Raw genomic sequence first — 23,269 nt, 5'->3', positions numbered from 1 at the left:
GCTGCAACTACGCGTCCTCTTCAGAAGTTGCCGAGGAACCAGTCTTTCATCCGCGTGAAGACCTGGCCCATCGACCCCGACTGCACAGCAACCTTGCGCCCGCGCATGCGCTGCGAGCGGCCTTCCACGAGCAGGCCCATCGCCGTCGAGTAGCGCGGGTTGCGCACCACGTCGGCCAGACCGCCCGCGTACTCCGGCACGCCAATGCGCACCGGCTTCAGGAAAATGTCCTCGCCCAGCTCGACCATGCCCGGCATCATCGCGGCGCCGCCAGTAAGGACCACGCCGGAGCTCAGGAGTTCTTCATATCCCGACTCGCGCACCACCTGCTGCACGAGCGAGAACAACTCTTCCACGCGCGGCTCGATCACGGCCGCCAGCGCCTGGCGCGACAGCGTGCGCGGACCGCGCTCGCCAAGACCCGGCACTTCGATCATCTCGTCCGGATCGGCCAGCGCCTGCTTCGCGATGCCGTAGCTCACCTTGATGTCTTCCGCGTCGGGCGTGGGCGTACGCAGCGCCATCGCGATGTCGCTCGTCACCTGGTCGCCCGCGATCGGAATCACCGCGGTATGACGGATCGCACCTTCGCTGAAGATCGCGATGTCGGTCGTGCCGCCGCCCACGTCCACCAGCACCACGCCGAGTTCCTTCTCGTCGTCGGTCAGCACCGCCAGCGACGAGGCCAGCGGCTGCAGGATCAGGTCGTTCACTTCGAGGCCGCAGCGGCGCACGCACTTGACGATGTTCTGCGCCGCGCTCACCGCGCCCGTCACGATGTGCACCTTCACTTCGAGGCGGATTCCGCTCATGCCGATCGGCTCGCGCACATCCTCCTGACCGTCGATGATGAATTCCTGCGTGAGGATATGCAGCACCTGCTGGTCGGTCGGGATGTTGATCGCCTTCGCCGTTTCGATCACGCGCGCCACGTCGGTTTGCGTGACCTCCTTCTCCTTGATCGCGACCATCCCGCTCGAATTGAAGCTGCGGATATGGCTGCCCGCGATGCCGGTGAACACGTTAGTGATCTTGCAATCGGCCATGAGTTCCGCTTCTTCGAGCGCGCGCTGAATAGACTGCACGGTGGCCTCGATGTTCACCACCACGCCCTTCTTGAGTCCTTTCGATTCGCTCTGGCCGAGACCGATCACCTCGTAGTGGCCTTCGCCCTTCAACTCAGCGACGACGGCCACCACCTTCGACGTCCCGATGTCGAGGGCGACCAGCAGATCCTTGTAGTCTTTACTCATAGCGTGCTCGTTGCGTGTGATGTCTGGTTACTTCTTGCCTGGGGGCGTGTCGCTGATGAAGCGCATGCCGGCTGCCCGGATCGCAAAACCGTTCGGATAGCGTAGGTCCGCATATTCGATATCTTTCCCCCAACGTTGCGTGACCGCCGCCCATGCCACGACGAGCCGGTGCGAGCGTTCGCCGAGCGTGTCCGCGTTGCGCTCGCGGCCCAGTTCCACCTCGGTCCCGTTCGAGAGCTTCACTGTCCACGCGTAACGCGGCGAAAGCGTCACCTCGTCGGGCGTCAGGCCGAGCGGTGCAAACCATTTCTGGAAGTCGTGGTAACGCGCGACCACTTCCTGCGCACTGCCATCCGGGCCGTCGAATGCGGGCAGATCCTGGTCGAGCTCGCCCTGGTTGGCCGTGAAGAGCTCGCCGTCGGTACTCACGAGCTGATCGCTGCCCCACGTGCCGAGCGGCTTGTACTCCTCGAGCGACACGGCGAGCGCATTCGGCCAGACGCGCCGCACGCTCGCATGGCGCACCCACGGCATCTGCTCGAACATCTGGCGCGCGGCATCGAGGTCGACGGTGAAGAAGTTGCCCTTCAGGTGGCCGACCACGCTCTGGCGCACCGTAGGCGCGTTGATGTGGTCGGTGTCGCCCTCGACGCGGATCTCGCGCAGCGCGAAGTTCGGCCGCTGCACGAGCCAGTAGCAGCCAGCCGCCAGCAGTGCAAGCGCGAGGAGCGCGTGCAACGCGTTGGTGGCAAGGTTGAGCTGGCGTACGTTATTCCACATTTCGAGATTGTTGCGTCAAAGAGTCCGGTGCAATCCGTTGATCAGATGAGTCGGTTAGCGGGGTTAGTCCTTCAGCGTGAGCGACAGCACTTTCACGACCAGTTCCTGATACGGAATACCCACCGCGCGCGCCGCCTTGGGCGGCAGCGAGTGATCGGTCATGCCCGGCGCCGTGTTCACTTCGAGGAAATACGGGTTGCCCGCGCCGTCGATCATGAAGTCGGCGCGGCCCCAGTCGGTGCAGCCGAGCACGTCGAACGCGCGGCGCGCGAGCTTCTTGAGGCGCGCCTCTTCCTCCGGCGCCACGCCGCACGGAATCAGGTATTGCGTCGTGTCGAGAATGTACTTCGCGTCGTAGTCGTAGAACTCGCCCGCGGGCACGATCTTGATGAGCGGCAGGTCGAGGTCGCCTGCGACGCATGCCGTGTACTCACCGCCGCCCTCAATGCTCTTCTCGACCAGCACGATCTTGTCGTACTTCGCGGCTTCCTCGATCGCCGCGACGAGTTGATCCGCGGCCTTCACCTTGATCACGGCCACGCTCGAGCCTTCACTCGCGGGCTTCACGAAAAGTGGCAGACCGAGCTTCGCCACGATCTGCGGCGCGCTTGCGGCATAGTCGTCGCCGCGCAGCACCGCTTCGAACTGCGGCGTGGGAATGCCGAGCTGCTGCCACACGAGCTTGCTGCGGAACTTGTCGAGCCCGAGCGCCGAGCCGAGCACGCCGGTGCCCGTATAGCGGATGCCGTAGAAGTCGAGCGCGCCCTGAATCTGGCCGTTCTCGCCATAGCCGCCGTGCAGCGCATTGAACGCGCGCACGAAGCCTTCGTCCTTGAGCGCCGAAAGCGGCCGCTCGGACGGATCGAAAAGATGCGCGTCGATGCCGGCGCCCGTAAGCGCCTGATGCACGAGACGGCCCGAGTTGAGCGACACCTCGCGCTCGGCGGACACGCCACCGAGCAACACTGCCACCTTGCCGAATTGCTTGGGGTCGAGACTGCTCATGTCACTCACACCTTCTGTTCCTGTACGGCAATCCGGCCCGGCACGCCGCCGATCGAACCCGCACCCATCGTAATCACCACGTCGCCGTCGCGAACCACGGCGGCGAGCGCCTCCGGCACTTCGTCCACCGTTTCCACGAACACCGGCTCGACCTTGCCCGCCACGCGGATCGCGCGTGCGAGCGCGCGGCCATCGGCGGCGACGATCGGTGCTTCGCCCGCGGCGTAGACGTCGGTCAGCACGAGCGCGTCGACGGTCGACAGCACCTTCACGAAATCTTCAAAGCAGTCGCGCGTACGCGTAAAGCGATGCGGCTGGAACGCCAGCACGAGACGCCGCTCGGGGAACGCGCCGCGCGCGGCCGCGATGGTCGCGGCCATCTCCACCGGGTGATGCCCATAATCGTCGATCAACGTGTAGGCGCCGCCGCCGTTGACGGGAATTTCGCCATAACGCTGGAAACGGCGTCCCACGCCGTTGAACTCGGCGAGCGCGCGCTGAATGTCGGCGTCCTTCACTTCGAGTTCGGTCGCGATTGCGATCGCGGCCAGCGCATTCTGCACGTTGTGCGTGCCCGGCAGGTTCAGCACGATGTCGAGCGACGGCGCGTCCTCGCGCATCGCCGTGAAGTGCATCTTGCCGTCGCGTGCGACGACATTCACCGCACGCACCTGCGCATCGGATGCGAGACCGTAGCGGATGATCGGTTTCGAAACGAAAGGCAGGATCTCCTTCACGTTCGGATCGTCCACGCACAGCACCGCGATGCCGTAGAACGGCAGCCGGTGCGTGAATTCGATGAACGCCTGCTTCAGGCGCGCGAAGTCGTGCCCGTAGGTGTCCATGTGATCGGCGTCGATGTTCGTAATGACTTCGATCACCGGGAAGAGATTGAGGAACGACGCGTCCGATTCGTCGGCCTCGGCGACGATGAAGTCGCCGGTGCCCAGGCGCGCGTTCGCGCCCGCGCTGATGAGACGCCCGCCGATCACGAAGGTCGGGTCGAGCCCGCCCGCGGCCAGCACGCTCGCTACGAGCGAGGTGGTGGTGGTCTTGCCGTGCGTGCCCGCAATCGCGATGCCCTGCTTCAGGCGCATCAGTTCAGCGAGCATCACGGCGCGCGGCACGATAGGGATGCGGCGATGTCGCGCCGCGAGCACTTCGGGGTTGTCGCTGCGCACAGCCGTGGAGACGACCACGGCGTTCGCGCCTTCGATGTTCTCTTCCGCATGGCCGATCGAGATGCGCGCGCCGAGCGCCGCGAGGCGGTCGGTAACGCCGTTCTTCGCGAGGTCCGAGCCGCTCACCTGATAGCCGAGATTGACGAGCACTTCGGCGATGCCGCTCATGCCCGCGCCGCCGATGCCGACGAAATGGATATGTTTGACGATGTGTTTCATTGCTTTCCTCCCGCACCAGCGCCCGCCACCGCCGCACAGATGCTCGCGACCTGATTGGCGGCGTCGGGTTTCGCGAGCGCGCGGGCGCGCCCGGCCATTTCCGCCAGCGTTTCTCTTGTTTGTTGCCGCAGCCAGTCGGCAAGTCCTTCCGCCGTCAGGTCGCGTTGCTGCACCACCCTCGCTGCATCCTTGTCGGCAAGGAACGCGGCGTTGGTGGTCTGATGGTCGTCCACGGCGAACGGGAACGGCACGAAGCACGCTGCCACCCCCACCGCCGCGATTTCCGCCACCGTCATCGCGCCCGAGCGGCAGATGACGAGGTCGGCGTTGGCGTAGGCGCTCGCCATGTCGTCGATGAACGGCACGAGTTGCACGCCTTCGCCCGCATCCGCGTTTGCGCCGGGCAGCCCCGCATCGGCATAGTTCGCCTTCAGCGCATCGATATGCTTCGCGCCCGCCTGATGCACGACTAACGGACGTTCGCCCGGCGCGAGCAACGCCAGCGCACGCGGCACGACTTCGTTGAGCGCCGCCGCGCCAAGACTGCCGCCCACCACGAGCACGCGCAGCGGACCGCTGCGTGCCGCATAGCGGGCGCGCGGCGCTTCCACATGCGCCAGTTCTTCGCGAATCGGATTGCCGGTCCACTCGCCGTGCGGCAATGCGCCCGGGAATGCGACGAGTACGCGCTTCGCGAGCTTTGCGAGCACCTTGTTCGCGAGGCCCGCGATCGAGTTCTGCTCGTGCAGCACGAGCGGGCGCCCCGAGAGCGCGCTCATCACGCCCGCCGGGAACGTGATGTAGCCGCCCATGCCGAGCACGACGTCCGGCTTTACGCGCGCGAGCGCCGCGCGGCTCTGCGTGAACGCGCGCAGCAGGTTCAGCGGCAGCATCAGCTTCGTCTTGATGCCCTTGCCGCGCACGCCGCCAAAGCGCACGTACTCCATCGGGATGCCGTGCTTCGGCACGAGCGTCGCTTCCATGCCGGCGGGATTGCCGAGCCATACGACACGCCAGCCCCACGCCTGCATGCGGTGCGCGACCGCGAGCCCCGGGAACACGTGCCCCCCGGTGCCGCCGGCCATCACCATGAGCGTGCGCGGTGCTGCGGTCATACCTTGCCCCCGCGCATCAAGACTCGGTTCTCATAGTCCACGCGCAACAGGAGCGCCACCGCGATGCAGTTGAGCAGAATGCCCGAACCGCCGTAACTCACGAGCGGCAGCGTGAGACCCTTGGTTGGCAGCAAGCCGAGGTTCACGCCCATGTTGATGAACGCCTGCGCGCCGAACCACACGCCGATGCCCTTCGCGACGAGCCCCGCGAAGGTGCGGTCGAGCGCAAGCGCCTGGCGGCCGATCTCGAACGAGCGGCGCACGATCCAGTAGAACAGCAGGATCACGACCAGCACGCCGACGAAGCCGAGTTCCTCGCCGATCACGGCGAGAATGAAGTCGGTGTGCGCTTCGGGCAGGTAGTTGAGCTTCTCGACGCTACCGCCAAGGCCCACGCCGAACCACTCGCCGCGCCCGAACGCGATCAGCGAGTGCGTGAGCTGATAAGCCTTGCCCTGCGCGTAGCGGTCGTCCCACGGATCGAGGTACGCGAAGATCCGCTCGCGGCGCCACGGCGAGAGCCACACGAGCATCGTGAACGTGCCCACCGCGGTCGCCACGAGGCCGCCGAACAGCTTGCCGTTCACGCCGCCGAGGAACAGCACGCCCATCGCGATCGCGGCGATCACCATGAACGCGCCCATATCGGGTTCGAGCAGCAGCAGCGCGCCCACCACGCCCACGGCAAACGCCATCGGCAGGAAGCCCTTGGCGAAGCTGTGCATGTACTCCTGCTTGCGCACCGTGTAGTTCGCCGCGTAGATCGTCACGGCGAGCTTCATGATCTCCGAAGGCTGCATGTTCGTGATGCCGAGCGGAATCCAGCGGCGCGCGCCGTTCACGCCCTTGCCGATGTGCGGAATCAGCACGACGACGAGCATGACGAGCGCGATCAGGAAGAGCTTCGGCGCGTAGCGGTCCCACGTCGAAACGGGGATGCGGAACGCCACGACCGCCGCGAGCGCGGCAACCACGAGCGAGGCGATGTGACGCGCGAGGAATGCGTAATCGTGATACGAGGCGTACTTCGGCGAGTCGGGCATCGCGATCGACGCCGAATACACCATCACTACGCCGAGGCCGAGCAACGCAATGACGGCCCACAGCAGCGAGTGGTCGTAGTCGAGCATGCGCGAGCGCGCGGGGCTCACACCATTGACGACGCTCGCGAGACCGCTCGCACGCGCAGCCCCACCGCCGGACGCACCAGTGGCGCCACCCGAGGCGCTGGCCTCGCGCGACAGACGCGAACCGAATCGTTCGGACCAGCTCATATCATCGTCCCCCGTTCTGCGGCGATTTCCTCGACCGTGCCGTGGAACACGGCGGCGCGATGAGCGTAGCCCTTGAACATGTCGAAGCTCGCACACGCCGGCGAAAGCAGCACGACGTCGCCGGGCTGCGCGAGCGCCGTCGCGGCACGCGTGGCGGCTTCGAGCGTCGGGTAGTCGGCGATCACGATGCCGGTAGATTCCAGCGCGGCACGAATTTGCGGAGCATCGCGGCCGATCAGCATCACCGCACGGCACCAGCGCGCGACGGGGGCCGCAAGCGGTCCGAAGTCCTGACCCTTGCCGTCGCCGCCCGCGATCAGCACCGCGCGCTGCGCGAGGCCGTCGAGCGCCGCGACCGTCGCACCGACGTTCGTGCCCTTGCTGTCGTCCACGTAATCGATGCCGTCGATCGAGGCGATCAGCTCCACGCGGTGCGGCTCGCCGCGATACTCGCGCAGGCCGTGCAGCAGCGGCGCGGCGGGCAGGTCGATCGCGCGCGCGAGCGCGAACGCGGCAAGCGCGTTCGCGGCGTTGTGCAGACCGCGAATCCGCAGGGCGTCGGCCGGCATCAGGCGCTTGCTGGCGAGATTCACGCTCGCCGCTTCCTGTTGCTTGCGCCGGCGTGCGGAGACCGGTTCGTCCGTCGCGTCGCGGTCGTGCGCCTGCACGAGCCACAGCATGCCGTTGTCGCGCGAGAGGCCATAGTCGCCGTCCTGCCGCGGCTCGTCGACTCCGAATGTGACCACGCGAGCCGTGCCGTCCGCGGATGACGCGAGCGACATCACGCGCGCGTCGTCGCGGTTGAGCACGCGCGTCGTTTGCGGCCCGAAAATACGGCCCTTCGCGGCGGCGTAGGCGTCGAGCCCGCCGTGCCAGTCGAGGTGGTCCTGCGTGATGTTCAGGATTGCGGCGGCATCGGGAGCAAACGTGTGCGACGTCTCCAGCTGGAAGCTCGACAGTTCAAGCACCCAGACGTCGGGCAGCGCGGTGTTGTCGATCGCTTCGGCCAGCTTGTCGAGCATCGCCGGGCTGATGTTGCCGGCCACGGCCACGCGCTTGCCCGCGCGCTCGCAAAGCAGGCCCGCGAGGCTCGTCGTGGTGGTCTTGCCGTTCGTGCCGGTAATGGCGAGCACCCTGGGCGCGTAGCCGCTCTCGCCGAGGTGCTTCAGCGCCTGGGCGAAGAGTTCGAGTTCGCCCCACACGTCGATGCCGCGTTCGCGCGCGGCCGCGAGCAGCGGCACGAGATCGGCCGCGAGCGGCGAGAGGCCGGGGCTGATGGCGACGAGTTCGACGCCGTCGAGCAGCGCCGTCGAGAACGGGCCGCCGACGAAATCGGCATCGACGCCGTGCACGGCGAGTTCGGGCAGACCGGGCGGCGCTTCGCGCGTATCGGCAACGCGCAGGCGGCAACCGTGCCGCGCGCACCAGCGCGCCATGGCAAGCCCGGATTCACCGAGCCCCAGCACGAGCACCATCGGCTTTTGCCGATCCCGAAACTTCTCGCCAAACATCGCTTGCTTCCCTTGATGATTTACTTGATGACTCAGCGCAGCTTGAGGGTGGACAGGCCGAACAGGCACAGCATCAGCGTGATGACCCAGAAACGCACGACGACCTGCGTCTCTTTCCAGCCCGACAGCTCGAAGTGGTGGTGCAGCGGCGCCATCTTGAAGATGCGCCGGCCTTCGCCATACCGCTTCTTGGTGTACTTGAACCAGGTGACCTGCAGCATCACGGAGAACGTCTCCGCGACAAAGATGCCGCCCATGATGAAGAGCACGATTTCCTGGCGCACGATCACGGCGATCGTGCCGAGCGCGCCGCCTAGCGCGAGCGCGCCCACGTCGCCCATGAACACCTGGGCCGGATACGTGTTGAACCAGAGGAACGCGAGGCCGGCCCCACCCATCGCCGAGCAGAAGATCAGCAGTTCGCCCGCGCCGGGAATATGCGGGAACAACAGGTACTTCGAATAGACCGAACTGCCCATCACGTAGGCAAACACGCCGAGCGACGCGCCCACGAGCACGACCGGCATGATGACGAGGCCGTCGAGGCCGTCGGTAAGGTTCACGGCGTTGCTCGCGCCGACGATCACGAAATACGTGAGCGCGATGAAGCCCCAGACCCCGAGCGGATAGCTGATCGACTTGAGGAACGGCAGCAGCAGGTCGGCGCGCGCGGGCAGGCCCATCGAGAGACCACTCCTCACCCACGCCATGAAGAGATCGAACACGCGCACGTTGCTCGCCTCGGACACGCTGAAGGCGAGATACACGGCGGCGAAGAGCCCGATCACCGACTGCCAGAAATACTTCTCGCGCGAAGACATCCCGCGCGGATCCTTGTGAACGACCTTGCGATAGTCATCCACCCAGCCGATCAGCCCGAACCCGAACGTCACGAGCATCACGATCCAGATGAAGCGGTTCGCGAGATCGGCCCAGAGCAGCGTCGAAACGGCGATGCCCAACAGGATCAGGACGCCGCCCATGGTCGGCGTGCCCGACTTCACGAGGTGCGTCTGCGGCCCGTCCGTGCGCACGGCCTGGCCGACCTTCATCGCGGTCAGCTTGCGAATGACCCACGGGCCCAGCACGAGCCCGATCGCCATCGCGGTGATGGTCGCCATCACCGCGCGGAACGTCAGATAACTGAACACGCGCAAGAAGCTTGCGTCATTCTGCAGCCATTGCGCCAGCGCCAGTAACATGCCTTGTATTCCTTCGTATTTCAGTGCGCGCCGGACGCAGCGTCCGACGCAGGGTTTTGCGGATTCGTCAGGGCCGCTACCACGCGTTCCATCTGCATGAAGCGCGAGCCTTTCACGAGTATCGTTGCGCCGCTGCCGTAACCGGCCGTGGCCAATGCGTTCACCAGTTCGCCAACGCCGGCGCAATGCAGCGCGTTCGCGCCGAAAGCCGCCGATGCGTCGCTCGCCGCCTGCCCGAGCGTGTAGAGCGCGTCGATGCCGCGCTCTTTCGCGTACGCGCCCACCTCGCGATGGAACGCCGGACCTTCGTCGCCCACCTCGCCCATGTCGCCCAGCAGGAGCACACGCGGCGCAGCCTGCGCCGCGAGCACGTCGATCGCGGCGCGCACGGAATCGGGGTTCGCGTTGTAGGTGTCGTCGATCACCGTTGCGCCCGTAAGTTCCCCGAGCGCGGCATGTTTTACCTGCAAGCGGCCCTTCACCGGTTCGAACGCTTCGAGGCCGCGACGAATCGCATCGAGCGAGACCCCTGCCGCCACCGCCGCCGCCGTGGCCGCAAGGGCGTTGTGCGCGTTGTGCGCGCCCAGCACCTGCAGTTCGACTTCGAGATGCCCCTCGGGCGTCGCGATTGCCAGGCGGTTGCCGGTGAGCTTGCCCGTCACCGCGGCGTCCACGGCGCTTGCTTCCGTATGCAGGGCGAAATCGAGAATCTGCGAGCCGGTCGCCGCAACGCGCCAGATGCCCGCGTAGGCATCGTCGGCGGGAAATACCGCGACGCCTTCGGGCTTCAGGGCGTGGATCACGCTGGCGTGCTCGAGCGCGACGGCTTCCACCGTCGCCATGAACTCCTGATGTTCGCGCTGCGCGTTGTTGACCACCGCGACGGTCGGCTCGGCGAACTTCGCGAGCAGCTCCGTCTCTCCCGGATGATTCATGCCGAGTTCGACGACTGCAAGGCGATGTGCGCTCGACAAACGCAGCAGCGTGAGCGGCACGCCGATGTCGTTATTGAGGTTGCCGGCCGTCGCGAGACGCAACGCCTCGCCCACGGCAGCCGCGAAGATCGACGCGATCATTTCCTTGACCGTCGTCTTGCCGTTGCTGCCCGTCACCGCGACGAGCGGCAGCGTGAAGCGCCGCCGCCAGCCGAGCGCAAGCGCACCGAGCGCCGCACGCGTGTCGTCCACGCGCAGGGCGGGCGTGCGCCAGTCGCCCGGGCTGCGCGAAACGAGCACTGCGCTCACGTGACGGTCCGCCACTTCCTGCAGGAAATCGTGCGCGTCGAAGCGGTCGCCCTTGAGCGCCACGAACAGGTCGCCCGGGCCGGCCATGCGGCTGTCGGTCGAGATACGCGCGAACGTGGCGTTCTCGTCGCCGAGCACGCTCGCGCCCGGAATCAACGCCGCCGCATCGCGCAGGGAAAGCATTGTCATTCGCCGCCTCCGCGCCCATGCCGATCGGAAGTCGGACGGGCTGCGAGAGCAAGCCGCGCGTGGTCCTGATCCGAAAACGCGCGCTTCTTGCCCATGATTTCCTGGGTCGCCTCGTGGCCCTTGCCGGCCAGCACGACGACGTCTTCGCGCGCCGCGCCGCGCACCGCCTGCAGGATCGCGCTCGCGCGGTCCTCGATACGGCGCGCCTGGTCAGGCTCGCGCATGCCGCCAACGATCTGGTCGATGATCGCGGCAGGCGATTCGCTGCGAGGGTTGTCGCTCGTCACAACGACCTGGTCGGCAAGCCGCTCGGCAATCGCGCCCATCAGCGGACGCTTCGTGGCGTCGCGGTCGCCGCCGCATCCGAACATGCAGACGAGCTCGCCGCCGCGCGCCGCCGCGATCGGGCGCAGCGCATCGAGGGTCTTTTCGAGCGCATCGGGCGTGTGCGCGTAATCGATCACGACGAGCGGCTCGTCGTGATCGACGCGGCCGCCCAGGCGCTCCATGCGGCCATTCACGGGCTGCAGCTTCGCGAGCTCGTTCAACGCGGCCACGAGCGGCACGTTCGCGGCCAGCAGCGCGCCGAGCACGCCAAGCAGGTTGCTCACGTTGAAGAGGCCGAGCGTCTGTACCTCGACTTCGGCGTCGCCCCAGTCGGACGTCGTCAGATGGAACGCCGTGCCCGTGGCCGTCGCGCGCACGTTTTCCGCGCGCAGCCATGCATCGGCAACGGGCGCCTCGGCAGCCGGCGTCGCGACGCCGTACGCGATCGTGCGCGCATGGCCGCGTGTCGAAGCCAGCAGGCGGCGGCCCGCTGCGTCGTCGGCATTGATCACCGCCGCGCGCAGCCCGGGCCATGCGAAAAGACGCGCCTTCGCCGCCTCGTAGGCCTCGAACGTGCGGTGATAGTCGAGGTGATCCTGGGTCAGATTCGTGAAGATCGCGACGTCGAACGACGTGCCGTTCACACGGCCCTGATGCAGGGCATGCGACGACACTTCCATCGCCACGGCCTGCGCGCCGGCCTTGTGCAACTGCGCGAGGCTGCGCTGCAGTTGCGGCGCGTCCGGCGTCGTGAAGCCGGTATGCGTAAGCTGGCCCGGAAAGCCGCTGCCGAGCGTGCCGACGATCGCGCACTTCTGCCCGATCGCCGTGAGCGCCGTGGCGACCCACTGGCTGCACGACGTCTTGCCGTTCGTGCCCGTCACGCCGACCACGAGCATCGCGTCGCTCGAATCGCCATACCAGCCGCTTGCGATTTCGCCTGCCAGCACGTCGAGCTGCGGCACCGCGAGCGACATCGACGCGTCCGCCTGGCCTGCAAAACCTTCCGGCTGATAGAGGATCGCTGCGACGCCGCGCTCGATCGCGTTGTCGATGTGCGGACGGTTGTCCGCACCGTCGACGGCGTAGGCCACGAACACATCGCCCACCTTCAGCGAACGCGTGTCGGCGTGCAGATCGGCGGTGGGCGCGATGCGAGCGCGCAGCCACGCGAGCGCGTCCGCGATCTGCCGGTGCGCGGGATGCCGGGTGCGCGCGGCGCTCATCGGACGACTCCGGGTCGGTTGTTCGCGCTATCGGCAACGGTCATGTGGCGAGCGGCGGCGGTGGACTTCGGCGCGGGCGACGCGTGCTTCGCCGGCGCGGCCGCAGCCGTTGCGGGCGAGTTCGACGGCGTGGCCTGGGCGCTGTCGTCGGAGACGACGAGCTGCTTGACCGGCATGTCGGGCGGCACGTTCAGCGTACGCAGCGTGTCGCCGGCGATACCCGCGAACACCGGACCCGACACGGCGCCGCCGAAGTGGCTGCCGGCGGTCGGCTCGTCGATCGACACGGCCACCACGATGCGCGGGTTGGGCATCGGCGCCATGCCGACGAACGACGCGCGGTACTTCGACTTGTCGTAGCCGCGACCCTCGTGCTTGTACGCCGTGCCCGACTTGCCGCCCACGCGGTAGCCCGGAACGGCTGCATCCGGCGAGGTGCCGTCCTTCGACACGACGCTTTCGAGCATGGTACGGACTTCGCGTGCCGTGGTCGGCGAGAACACCTGGGTGCCGGTCACCGGCTGATCGTCGCCCGGATGGCGGAACAACGTCACGGGCAGGATCTGGCCGTCGTGCGCAATCGCCGTGTACGCGCGCGCGAGCTGGAACAGCGACACCGAAAGGCCGTAGCCGTAGGACATCGTCGCCTGCTCGATGCGGCGCCAGCTTTTCCACGGACGCAGGCGGCCCGCCGCCGCGCCGGGGAACCCGACCTTCGGCGCCTGGCCGAGTCCGATGCTGGTGTACATGTCCCACATTTCCTCGGGCTTGAGCGTCATCGCGATCTTCGTCGCGCCAATATTGCTCGACTTCTGGATCACGCCGCCCACCGTCAGCACGCCGAATGCGGCGTCGTCGGTGATGGTCGCGCCGTCCAGCGTGAAGTGGCCCGGGCCCGTATCCACCAGTGTAGTCGGCGAGACCCGGTGCAGATCCAGCGCCAGCGACACCGTGAACGGCTTCATGATCGAGCCCGGCTCGAACACGTCGGTCAGGACACGATTGCGCAGTTGCTCGCCCGTGAGGTGCGAGCGGTCGTTCGGGTTGTAGGTCGGATAGTTGACGAGCGAAAGCACTTCGCCCGTGCGCACGTCCACGACCATCGCGGCGCCGGCCTTCGCCTTGAATTTTTCGACGGCCGCCTTCAGGTCTTCATACGTGATGTACTGGATCTGGCTGTCGATCGACAACCGCACGTCCTGGCCATCGTGCGGCACCACCTGCTCGTCCACGTCCTCGACGATATGACCCATGCGGTCCTTGATGACGTGGCGAATGCCCGGGACGCCCGCGAGAACCTTCTGGTCCGCGAGCTCCACGCCTTCCTGGCCATAGTCTTCGACGTTCGTGAAACCGATCAGGTGCGCGGTGATCTCGCCTTCGGGGTAATAACGCTTGTATTCGTTGCGCTGATAAATGCCCGGAATGCCGAGCAGCGCCACTTTGGCGGCGACGTCGATCGGCACCTGCCGCTTCACGTAGACGAAGGTCTTGTCTTCGGAAAGCTTCTTGCGCAGATCGGTCGTCGACATGCCGAGCAACTGGCCGAGCTGCGTGAGCTTGTCGGCGCCCAGGTCGTCGGGCACGTCTTCGGGAATCGCCCAGATGGCGCGCACCGGCAGGCTCGTGGCCAGCACGAGCCCGTTGCGGTCGAGAATCTTGCCGCGCGTGGCGGCCAGCTCGATCGTGCGCTGATAGCGGCTCTCGCCCTGCTTCTGATAGAACGCGTTGCCCGGGCCCTGGATCCAGAACGCGCGCGCGGCAAGCGCGACGAACGCCATGAACAGCATGAACACGACGAGCTTCGAGCGCCACATCGGCAGGCGCACGGAGAGAATCGGATTCGACGAGAACGCGACGCTCTTGCGGCTGTTGCCCTTTTTCATCGCGTGCCTCCGCGACGGCTGGAAGCCGCGACCGGCGAGGAAGCCGGCGCCGACGTGGGCACCGGCGCCTCGGTAGCGGCGGCGGCACCGGACGCGAGCGTCAGATATTGCGTGCGGCCAGTCGTGACGGCTTGCATCTTGAGCGAATCGGTAGCGATCTGTTCTACGCGCGATGTCTTCGACAGCGCGCTCTGCTGATATTGAAGCTGATCGTAGTCCTGCTGAAGCTGGTGCTCTTCCGCCTGCGCGCGCTGCAGCTGGATGAAGATCTGCCGCTGCTGGTTGGTGGCGTTGACGACCGACAACGCACAGCCCATCACGACGATCAGCAGGAAGATGTTCAGGCGGTTCATGGCGTGACGCGCTCCGCGGTGCGCATCACGGCCGAGCGGGCGCGTGGGTTCGCGGCGACTTCCTCGTCGCTCGCGAACCCGCGGCCGAGCAGCTTGAGCGGCGGGCTGGGCAGGTCGACGGCGCGGATCGGCAGGCGGCGGTCGATCGCAGGCGCACTGGCGTGCGCCTGCATGAACCGCTTGACGATCCGGTCTTCGAGCGAATGAAAGCTGATGACCACCAGCCGCCCCCCCTGCTCAAGCGTCGCCAAAGCCGCCTCTAGAACGGCTTGCAGGTCCGCAAGCTCTTGATTGACGTGAATCCGTATAGCCTGAAAGGTGCGGGTTGCCGGATCCTTACCCTTCTCACGGGTCTTGACGACGTTAGCCACGATTTGGGCAAGCTCGCCCGTGCTGTCGAGAGGCCCGAGACGTTCGGACTCTGCCCGGCGAGCAACAAGCGCCTTTGCAATCTGAAAAGCAAACCGTTCTTCCCCATAATCTCGTATCACCTCCGTCAGTTCCTGCAGCGTGGCCCGAGCGAGCCAGTCGGCAGCGGACTCGCCGCGCGTCGGGTCCATCCGCATGTCGAGCGGACCGTTTGCGCGGAAACTAAATCCGCGCTGCGGATCGTCAACCTGCGGCGACGACACGCCAAGGTCCAGCAGCACACCCGACACACGCCCTACCCCGCGCGACGCCAGGGCGTCGCGCAGCGAAGCAAAACTCTCATGCACGATCGAAAAACGCGGATCTTCGACGGTGGCGGCCGTGGCGATCGCCAGCGGGTCCTTGTCGAACGCGATCAGACGCCCGGCTTCGGAAAGCCGGCCGAGAATCGCGCGACTATGCCCGCCGCGCCCGAACGTGCCGTCCACATAGACGCCGTCCGCGCGCGTGACCAGCGCATCGACCGCTTCATCGAGCAGCACCGTGCGATGCTGCAGTCCTTGTCCCATCGCAGATGCCATAGCTCGTTAACCGCGATCAGAACGTGAAATTCTTCAAGGCGTCGGGCATGCCCTGCGCCATCGCCGCCTGCTCCTTGGCGATGTACGTCTGTGCATCCCACAACTCAAAATGACTACCCATGCCAAGCAGCATGACTTCCTTTTCCATTCCTGCTGCCAGACGCAATTCAGGTGAGACGAGCACGCGGCCCGCGCTGTCGAGATCGACGTCGGACGCGTTGCCGAGAAAGATGCGGCGCCACCAGTGCGCGTCCATCGGCAGCGCAGCGACCTTCGCGCGGAACACTTCCCATTCAGGGCGTGGAAATAGCAACAGGCAGCCGTCCGGGTGCTTGGTGATCGTCACCCGTCCTTCTGCCTGTTGTTGCAGCGCATCCCGATAGCGAGACGGAATCGACATCCGTCCTTTCGCATCGAGTGCCAGCGCCGACGCCCCCTGGAACAATTTGCTCCCCCTCGCGCGGCGCCACTCGCCGCTCGTCCCAATTCAAATGAATTTACCCGAATACGCGCCTGAAATCACACAAAAAAACACTTTCTCACACTGTCTCCCACTTTAGAGGAACGCCCCACGAGGGTCAAGGGACGCAGGCCATTTCTTGACGAAATTTATCCGTTAGAACAAGGACTTAGCGGCGCTTCCTCACGTCGGCCCGAAAACCAAAAACCGTTATGAATGAATGAACTAACGCAGGTTCTGAAGGTGATACGTGAAAAACGTGGCGAAAACGGCGGGGGCGGTGGGATTCGGAGGGGATTAAAACGGCGGGTGTGGCAGGCGAAATGGTGGGCGATTAGCGAGGACGGCGAACGCCGCCGCCCCACTTCAAAGCGTCAAATATAGTAGGCCGTGCGGGTCATGACTTTCGACGCGGCACGCATGAGCGCTCGCATCGGGAGCGGCAACTCGATACCCCCTGCGTCGGTGGCGGCCTTCGCGTGCGAGATCTCATCGACACGCATCTGTTCGACCACGGCGCGCGATTCCAGATCGGCCGGCGGCAGGCTATCCAGATGGCTGTCGAGATGGTGTTCGACCTGACGCTCGGTCTCGGCCATGAAACCCAAGCTCACCTTGTCGCCGAAGCGGCCCGCAGCGAAACCGATTGCCAGCGCACCGGCATACCACAGCGGATTGAGCAGGCTCGGGCGCGAGTCGAGCGCCTGCAGGCGGCGCGCGGTCCACGCGAGATGATCTTCTTCCTCGAGCGCAGCCTGCGTGAACGCCGCCTTGAGCGTGGGCGAGCGAGTGGCGAGCTTCTGTGCCTGATAGAGCGCCTGGGCGCACACCTCGCCGACATGGTTCACGCGCATCAGGCCGGCCGCATGTGCGCGTTCGGCCTGGGTGAGGTCGTTCGCGGCCTCGAGTGCGGGTTCTGCGGATTCGTCGGCGCCGGACTCCGTGCCGGCCAACACAGCCGGTACGGGCATCGGCCGCGACATGCGCGACACCCCAGTCATCGAACGCAGGCCTCGATCGAATTCGGTAATCAATTCGTCAAGCGTCATCCAACCTCCCTTTCGATACGCGAGCGGAAGGCGAGCGTCGGTCGTCTTTCGCCATTACTTGATCTTACGAATTACTGTCAATCAGCAGCACCGCTGATTGCTAACCTCATATTCTATTCCATGTTGTGTAAACGAAACAGGTACTTAGCGATGCTTTGAATCGCGGCTTTTTGACATAGACTTGCGTCTGACATTACGCAGGACTTCTCGCGACGCTGCGCGGCGAGGCTTGGTCATCTGCTACCAGTTCGAAGAAGAACAGCCGTTTCATCCTCGAAGGCGCCTGCGGGCGCCTTTTTCTTTGCCGCGTGCACCAAAGAAAATGGCCTGCCCTCACGGGCAGGCCATGTCGCACGGCAAGCTCGCCGCGGCGCGCGCCGCTCAGGCGCGGCCGTCGCGCAACTCGCGCCGCAGAATTTTGCCGACATTGCTCTTCGGCAGTTCGTTACGAAACTCGACGATCTTCGGCCGTTTGTAGCCCGTAAGCTGCGACTTGCAGTAATCGAAAACGTCCTTGTCGGTCAGCGCCGGATCCTTTTTCACGATAAAGAGCTTCACCGCCTCGCCGGAATGCGGGTCGGGCACACCCACCGCGGCCACCTCGAATACGCCCGGCAGCTTCGCCACCACGTCCTCGACCTCATTCGGATAGACGTTGAAACCCGACACGAGGATCATGTCCTTCTTGCGGTCGACGAGCTTCACATAACCGCGCGTGTTCATCACGCCTACGTCGCCCGACTTGAAGAAGCCGTCCGCCGTCATGACCTTCGCGGTCTCGTCGGGCCGGTTCCAGTAGCCCGCCATCACCTGCGGGCCGCGGATGCAGATCTCGCCCGGTTCGCCGATCGCCAGCTCCTTGCCTTCGTCGTCGCGAATCGAAATTTCGGTCGAGGGCAGCGGCAAGCCGATGGTCCCCGTGTACTCGGTCGCCGTGGTCGGATTGCAGGTCACGCTAGGCGACGTTTCCGAGAGCCCATAGCCCTCGATGATGGGCGCATGCGTCCTTTCGTACCAGCGTTTCGCCACCGCTTCCTGGACCGCCATGCCGCCGCCGTTGGCCACGAGCAGCTTCGAAAAGTCGAGCTTGCCGAAATCGGGGTGATTGAGCATCGCGTTGTAGAGCGTGTTGACCGCCGGAAACGTCGTGATCGAATAGCCTTGCAGCGCCTTGATCATGCCCGCGATGTCGCGCGGATTCGGAATCAGGACCGCGAGACCGCCGGTTCGGATCGCGAGGAGCCCGCACACGGTCAGCGCGAACACGTGGTAGAGCGGCAGCGCCGCGACCGTCACCGCCTGCTGGTCGGCCGGCAGCTTCGAAAGCGCCGGCTCGGTCCAGGCGGCGGACTGCAGCACGTTCGCGATCAGATTGCGATGCAGCAGCGTCGCGCCCTTGGAAACGCCCGTCGTGCCGCCCGTGTACTGGAGGAACGCGATGTCGTCGGGCGTCTGCTCGACGGGCCTGAAGCTCGCGCGCGCGCCGGCGGCAAGGGCGCCGTTGAAGCTGACGTGGCCCGGCAGCGTCCACGCCGGCACCATCTTCTTCACGCGCCGGACGACGAAATTGACGAGACAGCCCTTCGCGCCAAGCAGATCGCCCATCGACGCGACCACGACGTGCTTGACCGCCGTATTCGCGATAACCGTGTCCAGCGTGGCGGCGAAATTCTCGAGAATGACAATCGCCTCGGCGCCGCTGTCCTTGAGCTGATGTTCGAGTTCGCGCGGCGTGTAAAGCGGGTTTACGTTCACGACCACATAGCCCGCGCGCAGAATTGCCGCGAGCGCGACGGGATATTGCAGCACGTTCGGCATCATGATCGCGATGCGCGACCCGGGCACGATGCCGCGCGACTGGAACCAGGCCGCGAGCCGGCGAGAAAGATCGTCGAGCTCGCCGTAGGTGATCGACTTACCCATGCACGCAAAGGCCGGCTTCGTCCGGAACGTGCTGAAGCTCTCTTCGAGCAGCGCCGTGATGGACGCGTAGCGCCCCGCGTCGATCTCTGCTGGAACGCCGGGGGGATACGATTTCAGCCAGATTTTTTCCATGCGGCGTCTCCTCCGTTAATTTTCGAATGATCGTGCTAAAACGTGGATCGTAGCATGGCGCTCCGGGCTTTAAGCCGCTGGATCAGCGAGTTAGAGAAGCCCTTCGAACGCCGGCCGCGCATCCAGTGCGGTGCGCAAGCCGACGCGGCATGCGCCAGTCGTCCACCGGGGAGCCTCAGGCTCGCTCGACTTCCACGAGGCAGTCATAAAACGTGGCGGATCCGCCGAGGTCGGTCAGCGCCTGGCTCGTCACCTCGTTGGCGTTGCGGCCGTCGGGGGCGAGCTTCTTCCACCAGATCGACAGACCGACCACAAGGCCCTCTCGCGCACGCTCGCTCACGCGTGCCCGCGCGCGCAGGGCGCCGCGGTCGTTGAAGACGCGCACTTCGTCGTCGTTCTCGATGCCGCGGCGGGCGGCATCGACAGGATTCAGGTCGACGTGCGGCTCGCCTTCCGTCGCGCGCAGACTCTCGACATTGACGAAGGTACTGTTCAGGAAGTTGCGCGCCGGCGGCGATATCATCGCGAGCGGATAGCGGGCAGCCAGTTCAGGCGCGCCATCCGCCGATTCGTAGGGCGGCAGATAGTCCGGCAGCGGATCGAGCCCCGCTTTAGCGAGCGCCTCGCTGTAGAACTCGCACTTGCCCGAGGGCGTGCGAAAGCCGCCGTTCGCGAACGGCGCATCGGCAATCTGAAGCTTTGCCCAGCCGTTCGACTTCAGCGCGGCCCAATCGATACCCCCGAACGCCGGGTCGTCCCAATGAAACGCCCTGGCCGCCACTTCGTCGTCGCTCTCGAAGAGGGCCGGTTCGGTCAGCCCCATCCTGCGGGCGATCATGCGGAAGATTTCCGTATTCGGACGCGCCTCGCCCACCGGCGCGATGGCGGGCAGATTCGCCATGACGTGCGTATGGCCATAGGACTTATGGACATCGAGGTGTTCGAGCTGCGTCGTCGCGGGCAACAGCAGATCGGCGTAATCGGCGGTGTCGGTCTGGAACTGCTCCAGCACGATCGTGAAGAGGTCTTCGCGCGCGAAACCCGCCGCGACCTTGCCCGAATCGGGGGCGACCGCCACCGGGTTCGAGTTGTAGACGACGATCGCCTCCACCTTCGGACCCAACGCGACATCGCCCGCATGCGTGAGCGCATCGCCGATCTGGTTCATGTTGATCACGCGCGGCAGCGCTTTCGGCCAGCCCGGGATCAGGTCCGGGCGCTGCAGCGCGTTGGCATCGACATTGGCCCACCCCGACGACGACAGTAGCGCGCCCCCCGCGCGTTCCCGCCAGGCGCCGCTCAGCGCCGGCAGGCACGCGATCGCGCGCACCGCGTTGCCGCCGCCGCGCACGCGCTGCAGACCGTAGTTCATGCGGATCGCCGCCTTGCGCGTCGAGCCGTAGAGACGCGCAAGGTCGACGATCGCCTGCTCGTCGATTCCGCAGATCCTTGCCACGCGCGCCGGCGTGTAGGTGAGTGCGCGTGCCTTGAGCGCGTCGTACCCATGCGTGTGCGAGGCAAGATAGTCATGGTCGAGCCGGTCTTCTGTGATCAGGACGTGCATCATGCCGAGCGCGAGCGCACCGTCGGTGCCGGGCTTCAATGCGATGTGCTGGTGGCACTTTTCGGCGGTCAGCGACCGGTACGGGTCGATGGCGATCAGCGTGGCGCCATTGCGCTTCGCTTCCTGGGCGCGCGTCCAGAAATGCAGATTCGACGCGACCGGATTCGCGCCCCAGATCAGGATCACCTCGCTTTCGGCGAAGAACTCCGTATGCATGCCGATGCCGGAGCCATACGTGTAGCGCAGGCCCGCCGCACCGGCTGCTGCACAGATCGTTCTGTCCAGCCGCGACGCACCGAGCTTGTGAAAGAAGCGTTGCGAAATACTGTCGCCCTGTACGAGGCCCATCGTGCCGGCGTAGCTATAGGGGACGATCGCTTCGGGCGAGCGCCGTGCGATTTCGCCAAGGCGATCTGCGGCGATTGCGCATGCTTCATCCCAACTGATGGGCTCAAACCGCCCTTCGCCTTTGCGGCCCACGCGCTTCATCGGCTGCGTCAAACGCTTCGGATGGTGAACGCGTTCCGCGTAACGGCTCACCTTTGTGCAAAGTACGCCCTGCGTCGGCGGATGATCGGGATCGCCCGTCACCTTGACCGCCCGGCCGTGCTCTACGGTCACGCGCATCGCGCAGGTATCGGGGCAATCGTGGGGGCAGACCGCACGGGCAAATTCAGCTGAGGCGTTCATGGGTCATCCATCGGGCGAGGCGTCGTTTCTGTCGAACCGGAGCGAAGTTGGCGCCAGCACTTGTCGGCTGTAGTCAGGGCGTTCGCCCTTGTTACACCGATCCGGTCCCACGCAAAGCGTTCTCGCGATTTTAGTATGTCCGGCCCCACGTCCTGGGAGAGACCCCGGCCGGTTGGCGCGAAAAAAAAGGTTGGGCGTAGAATGGGTTGCCCAGGCCCCGCTCGATTCCGGGTGCTCACCTGCTACAACCCGTCCGCCATGAAACTGATTCCTGAAATCCAGTCCGCCCAAGGCGAAATCCAGACCCTCCGACGAACGATCCACGCCCATCCCGAACTGCGTTACGAAGAAACCCACACCTCGGAGCTCGTTGCATCGAAGCTCGCCGAGTGGGGCATCGAAGTGCATCGGGGACTGGGCAAGACCGGCGTGGTTGGGATCCTCAAACGCGGCAACGGCTCCCGGTCGATTGGTCTGCGCGCCGACATGGACGCGCTGCCAGTTCAGGAACTCAATACCTTCGAACACCGCTCGCGCAACGAAGGAAAAATGCATGCATGCGGCCATGACGGCCATACCGCGATGCTGCTTGGCGCGGCGCAATACCTGGCGAGGCACGGCCAGTTCGACGGAACGATCGTGTTCATTTTTCAGCCAGCGGAAGAAGGCGGTGCCGGCGCGAAGGCCATGATCCAGGATGGCCTGTTCGAACGCTTTCCCGTCGACGCCGTGTTCGGCATTCACAACTGGCCTGGCATGCCGGCGGGGTACTTCGGCGTGACCGAAGGGCCGATCATGGCGTCAAGCAACGAATTCCGGATCGTGATCACGGGCGTAGGTTCACATGCTGCACTGCCACACAACGGACGCGATCCGGTTTTCACGGCCGTGCAGATCGCAAATGGGCTGCAGAGCATCATCACGCGCAACAAAAAGCCCCTGGACACAGCCGTGCTGTCGATCACGCAGATTCATGCCGGCGATGCGGTGAACGTGGTGCCGAACGAAGCGTGGATTGCGGGGACGGTCCGCACGTTCACTACGGAGACACTGGATCTCATCGAATCACGCTTGCGCAAAATCGCGGAAAGCACCGCGGATGCGTACGACTGTTCGGTCGAAATCTCATTCTTGCGCAACTATCCACCAACGGTAAACAGCCGTGCCGAAGCTCAATTCGCGGCGGAGGTCATGCGCGAGCTGGTAGGCGATGACTGCGTGGACGCGAATATCGAGCCGACGATGGGCGCCGAAGACTTTTCGTTCATGCTGATCGAGAAGCCGGGCTGCTATGCGTTTCTCGGAAATGGCGACGGTGGCCATCGCGAGGCCGGCCACGGTGCGGGGCCTTGTATGCTGCATAACGCGAGCTACGACTTCAACGACCAGTTGTTGCCGGTTGGCTCGTCGTACTGGGTGCAACTGGCGACGAAATTTTTTGCCAGACAGTAGAGCGGGAGACGGTCGGGCTAAAAGCCGTCCTTCGGGACGGTTTTTTGTGCGCGGGATTTGCGCGGGCTGCCGGGGTCCGGCGAGTGGAGTGCGTAAACGCCGAAACCCCGGCGCTCTGTGGGAGAGGCCGGGGTTCCGGGTTACAGCATGAGGAGCCTGACGATTACCTACTTTCACACGGGCAATCCGCACTATCATCGGCGTGGAGCTGTTTCACGGTCCTGTTCGGGATGGGAAGGGGTGGGACCAGCTCGCTATGGTCATCAGGCATGACGGGTTGCTGC

At 65.3% G+C, this 23,269-nt stretch carries 18 protein-coding genes and 1 rRNA gene; 1 reads left to right on the top strand and 18 read right to left on the bottom strand.

Annotated features, from left to right (window positions below):
- Positions 1–20: 20 nt before the first annotated feature.
- The 17 genes from ftsA to WJ542_RS05905 all read right to left on the bottom strand — a co-directional run bounded on the left by ftsA (position 21) and on the right by WJ542_RS05905 (position 21,533).
- Positions 21–1,253 carry a cell division protein FtsA gene (gene ftsA, locus WJ542_RS05985; RefSeq protein ID WP_027794410.1) on the bottom strand — a complete coding sequence of 411 codons (1,233 nt, stop codon included), beginning with the start codon at positions 1,251–1,253 and terminating at the stop codon, positions 21–23.
- A gap of 27 nt (positions 1,254–1,280) precedes the next feature.
- The gene (locus WJ542_RS05980) at positions 1,281–2,033 is read right to left on the bottom strand and encodes a cell division protein FtsQ/DivIB (RefSeq protein WP_411188409.1); all 753 of its coding nucleotides are present in this window, start codon (positions 2,031–2,033) and stop codon (positions 1,281–1,283) included.
- Between the two features lie 63 nt (positions 2,034–2,096).
- Positions 2,097–3,038 carry a D-alanine--D-alanine ligase gene (locus WJ542_RS05975; protein WP_411188408.1) on the bottom strand — a complete coding sequence of 314 codons (942 nt, stop codon included), beginning with the start codon at positions 3,036–3,038 and terminating at the stop codon, positions 2,097–2,099.
- Positions 3,039–3,043: 5 nt separating this feature from the next.
- The gene (gene murC / locus WJ542_RS05970; RefSeq protein ID WP_411188407.1) at positions 3,044–4,438 is read right to left on the bottom strand and encodes a UDP-N-acetylmuramate--L-alanine ligase; all 1,395 of its coding nucleotides are present in this window, start codon (positions 4,436–4,438) and stop codon (positions 3,044–3,046) included.
- Entirely contained in the window at positions 4,435–5,553 is a 1,119-nt protein-coding gene (gene murG, locus WJ542_RS05965) for an undecaprenyldiphospho-muramoylpentapeptide beta-N-acetylglucosaminyltransferase (RefSeq protein WP_411188406.1), read from the bottom strand. Before murG ends, murC begins: the two co-directional genes overlap by 4 nt.
- Positions 5,550–6,827 carry a putative lipid II flippase FtsW gene (gene ftsW, locus WJ542_RS05960; protein WP_411188405.1) on the bottom strand — a complete coding sequence of 426 codons (1,278 nt, stop codon included), beginning with the start codon at positions 6,825–6,827 and terminating at the stop codon, positions 5,550–5,552. The genes murG and ftsW overlap by 4 nt, the downstream gene beginning before the upstream one ends.
- The gene (gene murD / locus WJ542_RS05955) at positions 6,824–8,338 is read right to left on the bottom strand and encodes a UDP-N-acetylmuramoyl-L-alanine--D-glutamate ligase (protein WP_411188404.1); all 1,515 of its coding nucleotides are present in this window, start codon (positions 8,336–8,338) and stop codon (positions 6,824–6,826) included. The genes ftsW and murD overlap by 4 nt, the downstream gene beginning before the upstream one ends.
- A gap of 32 nt (positions 8,339–8,370) precedes the next feature.
- Positions 8,371–9,540 carry a phospho-N-acetylmuramoyl-pentapeptide-transferase gene (mraY, locus tag WJ542_RS05950; RefSeq protein WP_411188403.1) on the bottom strand — a complete coding sequence of 390 codons (1,170 nt, stop codon included), beginning with the start codon at positions 9,538–9,540 and terminating at the stop codon, positions 8,371–8,373.
- A gap of 20 nt (positions 9,541–9,560) precedes the next feature.
- Positions 9,561–10,973 carry a UDP-N-acetylmuramoyl-tripeptide--D-alanyl-D-alanine ligase gene (locus WJ542_RS05945; protein WP_411188402.1) on the bottom strand — a complete coding sequence of 471 codons (1,413 nt, stop codon included), beginning with the start codon at positions 10,971–10,973 and terminating at the stop codon, positions 9,561–9,563.
- On the bottom strand, positions 10,970–12,526 hold the full coding sequence (locus WJ542_RS05940; protein ID WP_411188401.1) for a UDP-N-acetylmuramoyl-L-alanyl-D-glutamate--2,6-diaminopimelate ligase: 1,557 nt from the start codon (positions 12,524–12,526) through the stop codon (positions 10,970–10,972). The genes WJ542_RS05945 and WJ542_RS05940 overlap by 4 nt, the downstream gene beginning before the upstream one ends.
- Positions 12,523–14,412: a peptidoglycan D,D-transpeptidase FtsI family protein gene (locus tag WJ542_RS05935; RefSeq protein WP_411188400.1), complete on the bottom strand. Its 1,890-nt coding sequence runs from the start codon at positions 14,410–14,412 to the stop codon at positions 12,523–12,525. The genes WJ542_RS05940 and WJ542_RS05935 overlap by 4 nt, the downstream gene beginning before the upstream one ends.
- Positions 14,409–14,765, bottom strand: a complete 357-nt coding sequence (ftsL, locus tag WJ542_RS05930; protein ID WP_411188399.1) for a cell division protein FtsL — start codon at positions 14,763–14,765, stop codon at positions 14,409–14,411. The genes WJ542_RS05935 and ftsL overlap by 4 nt, the downstream gene beginning before the upstream one ends.
- Positions 14,762–15,715 (bottom strand): 16S rRNA (cytosine(1402)-N(4))-methyltransferase RsmH, encoded by a 954-nt coding sequence (rsmH, locus tag WJ542_RS05925; protein WP_411188398.1) that lies wholly within the window; start codon positions 15,713–15,715, stop codon positions 14,762–14,764. Before rsmH ends, ftsL begins: the two co-directional genes overlap by 4 nt.
- A 16-nt stretch (positions 15,716–15,731) precedes the next feature.
- Positions 15,732–16,160: a division/cell wall cluster transcriptional repressor MraZ gene (gene mraZ, locus WJ542_RS05920; protein ID WP_027794423.1), complete on the bottom strand. Its 429-nt coding sequence runs from the start codon at positions 16,158–16,160 to the stop codon at positions 15,732–15,734.
- A 389-nt stretch (positions 16,161–16,549) separates the two neighbouring features.
- Positions 16,550–17,224 (bottom strand): 2-polyprenyl-3-methyl-6-methoxy-1,4-benzoquinone monooxygenase, encoded by a 675-nt coding sequence (gene coq7 / locus WJ542_RS05915; RefSeq protein ID WP_411188397.1) that lies wholly within the window; start codon positions 17,222–17,224, stop codon positions 16,550–16,552.
- A 381-nt stretch (positions 17,225–17,605) separates the two neighbouring features.
- Complete coding sequence (locus WJ542_RS05910) at positions 17,606–19,279, bottom strand: long-chain fatty acid--CoA ligase (protein ID WP_411188396.1); 1,674 nt, start codon at positions 19,277–19,279, stop codon at positions 17,606–17,608.
- Between the two features lie 175 nt (positions 19,280–19,454).
- The gene (locus WJ542_RS05905; protein WP_411188395.1) at positions 19,455–21,533 is read right to left on the bottom strand and encodes a molybdopterin-containing oxidoreductase family protein; all 2,079 of its coding nucleotides are present in this window, start codon (positions 21,531–21,533) and stop codon (positions 19,455–19,457) included.
- 258 nt (positions 21,534–21,791) lie between these two features.
- On the opposite strand from WJ542_RS05905, the gene WJ542_RS05900 reads away from it, so the two are divergent.
- Complete coding sequence (locus WJ542_RS05900; protein ID WP_411190487.1) at positions 21,792–22,985, top strand: M20 aminoacylase family protein; 1,194 nt, start codon at positions 21,792–21,794, stop codon at positions 22,983–22,985.
- A 154-nt stretch (positions 22,986–23,139) separates the two neighbouring features.
- On the opposite strand, the gene rrf is transcribed toward WJ542_RS05900, so the two are convergent.
- Positions 23,140–23,253: ribosomal RNA gene (gene rrf / locus WJ542_RS05895) — 5S ribosomal RNA — on the bottom strand.
- Positions 23,254–23,269: the final 16 nt, after the last annotated feature.

Source organism: Paraburkholderia yinzeri, from assembly GCF_046581065.1.
GTDB lineage: Bacteria > Pseudomonadota > Gammaproteobacteria > Burkholderiales > Burkholderiaceae > Paraburkholderia.
This window is presented reverse-complemented; position numbering and strand designations above follow the sequence as displayed.

What these genes read in the sequence shown, in the direction of transcription:
- WJ542_RS05945 (WP_411188402.1), bottom strand. Translation starts at nt 10,973, where the DNA reads ATGACAATGCTTTCCCTGCGCGATGCGGCGGCGTTGATTCCGGGCGCG.
- mraY (WP_411188403.1), bottom strand. Translation starts at nt 9,540, where the DNA reads ATGTTACTGGCGCTGGCGCAATGGCTGCAGAATGACGCAAGCTTCTTG.
- WJ542_RS05900 (WP_411190487.1), top strand. Translation starts at nt 21,792, where the DNA reads ATGAAACTGATTCCTGAAATCCAGTCCGCCCAAGGCGAAATCCAGACC.
- WJ542_RS05975 (WP_411188408.1), bottom strand. Translation starts at nt 3,038, where the DNA reads ATGAGCAGTCTCGACCCCAAGCAATTCGGCAAGGTGGCAGTGTTGCTC.
- WJ542_RS05935 (WP_411188400.1), bottom strand. Translation starts at nt 14,412, where the DNA reads ATGAAAAAGGGCAACAGCCGCAAGAGCGTCGCGTTCTCGTCGAATCCG.
- murC (WP_411188407.1), bottom strand. Translation starts at nt 4,438, where the DNA reads ATGAAACACATCGTCAAACATATCCATTTCGTCGGCATCGGCGGCGCG.
- WJ542_RS05910 (WP_411188396.1), bottom strand. Translation starts at nt 19,279, where the DNA reads ATGGAAAAAATCTGGCTGAAATCGTATCCCCCCGGCGTTCCAGCAGAG.
- WJ542_RS05940 (WP_411188401.1), bottom strand. Translation starts at nt 12,526, where the DNA reads ATGAGCGCCGCGCGCACCCGGCATCCCGCGCACCGGCAGATCGCGGAC.
- WJ542_RS05980 (WP_411188409.1), bottom strand. Translation starts at nt 2,033, where the DNA reads ATGTGGAATAACGTACGCCAGCTCAACCTTGCCACCAACGCGTTGCAC.
- murG (WP_411188406.1), bottom strand. Translation starts at nt 5,553, where the DNA reads ATGACCGCAGCACCGCGCACGCTCATGGTGATGGCCGGCGGCACCGGG.
- ftsL (WP_411188399.1), bottom strand. Translation starts at nt 14,765, where the DNA reads ATGAACCGCCTGAACATCTTCCTGCTGATCGTCGTGATGGGCTGTGCG.
- WJ542_RS05905 (WP_411188395.1), bottom strand. Translation starts at nt 21,533, where the DNA reads ATGAACGCCTCAGCTGAATTTGCCCGTGCGGTCTGCCCCCACGATTGC.
- coq7 (WP_411188397.1), bottom strand. Translation starts at nt 17,224, where the DNA reads ATGACGCTTGACGAATTGATTACCGAATTCGATCGAGGCCTGCGTTCG.
- murD (WP_411188404.1), bottom strand. Translation starts at nt 8,338, where the DNA reads ATGTTTGGCGAGAAGTTTCGGGATCGGCAAAAGCCGATGGTGCTCGTG.
- ftsA (WP_027794410.1), bottom strand. Translation starts at nt 1,253, where the DNA reads ATGAGTAAAGACTACAAGGATCTGCTGGTCGCCCTCGACATCGGGACG.
- ftsW (WP_411188405.1), bottom strand. Translation starts at nt 6,827, where the DNA reads ATGAGCTGGTCCGAACGATTCGGTTCGCGTCTGTCGCGCGAGGCCAGC.
- rsmH (WP_411188398.1), bottom strand. Translation starts at nt 15,715, where the DNA reads ATGGCATCTGCGATGGGACAAGGACTGCAGCATCGCACGGTGCTGCTC.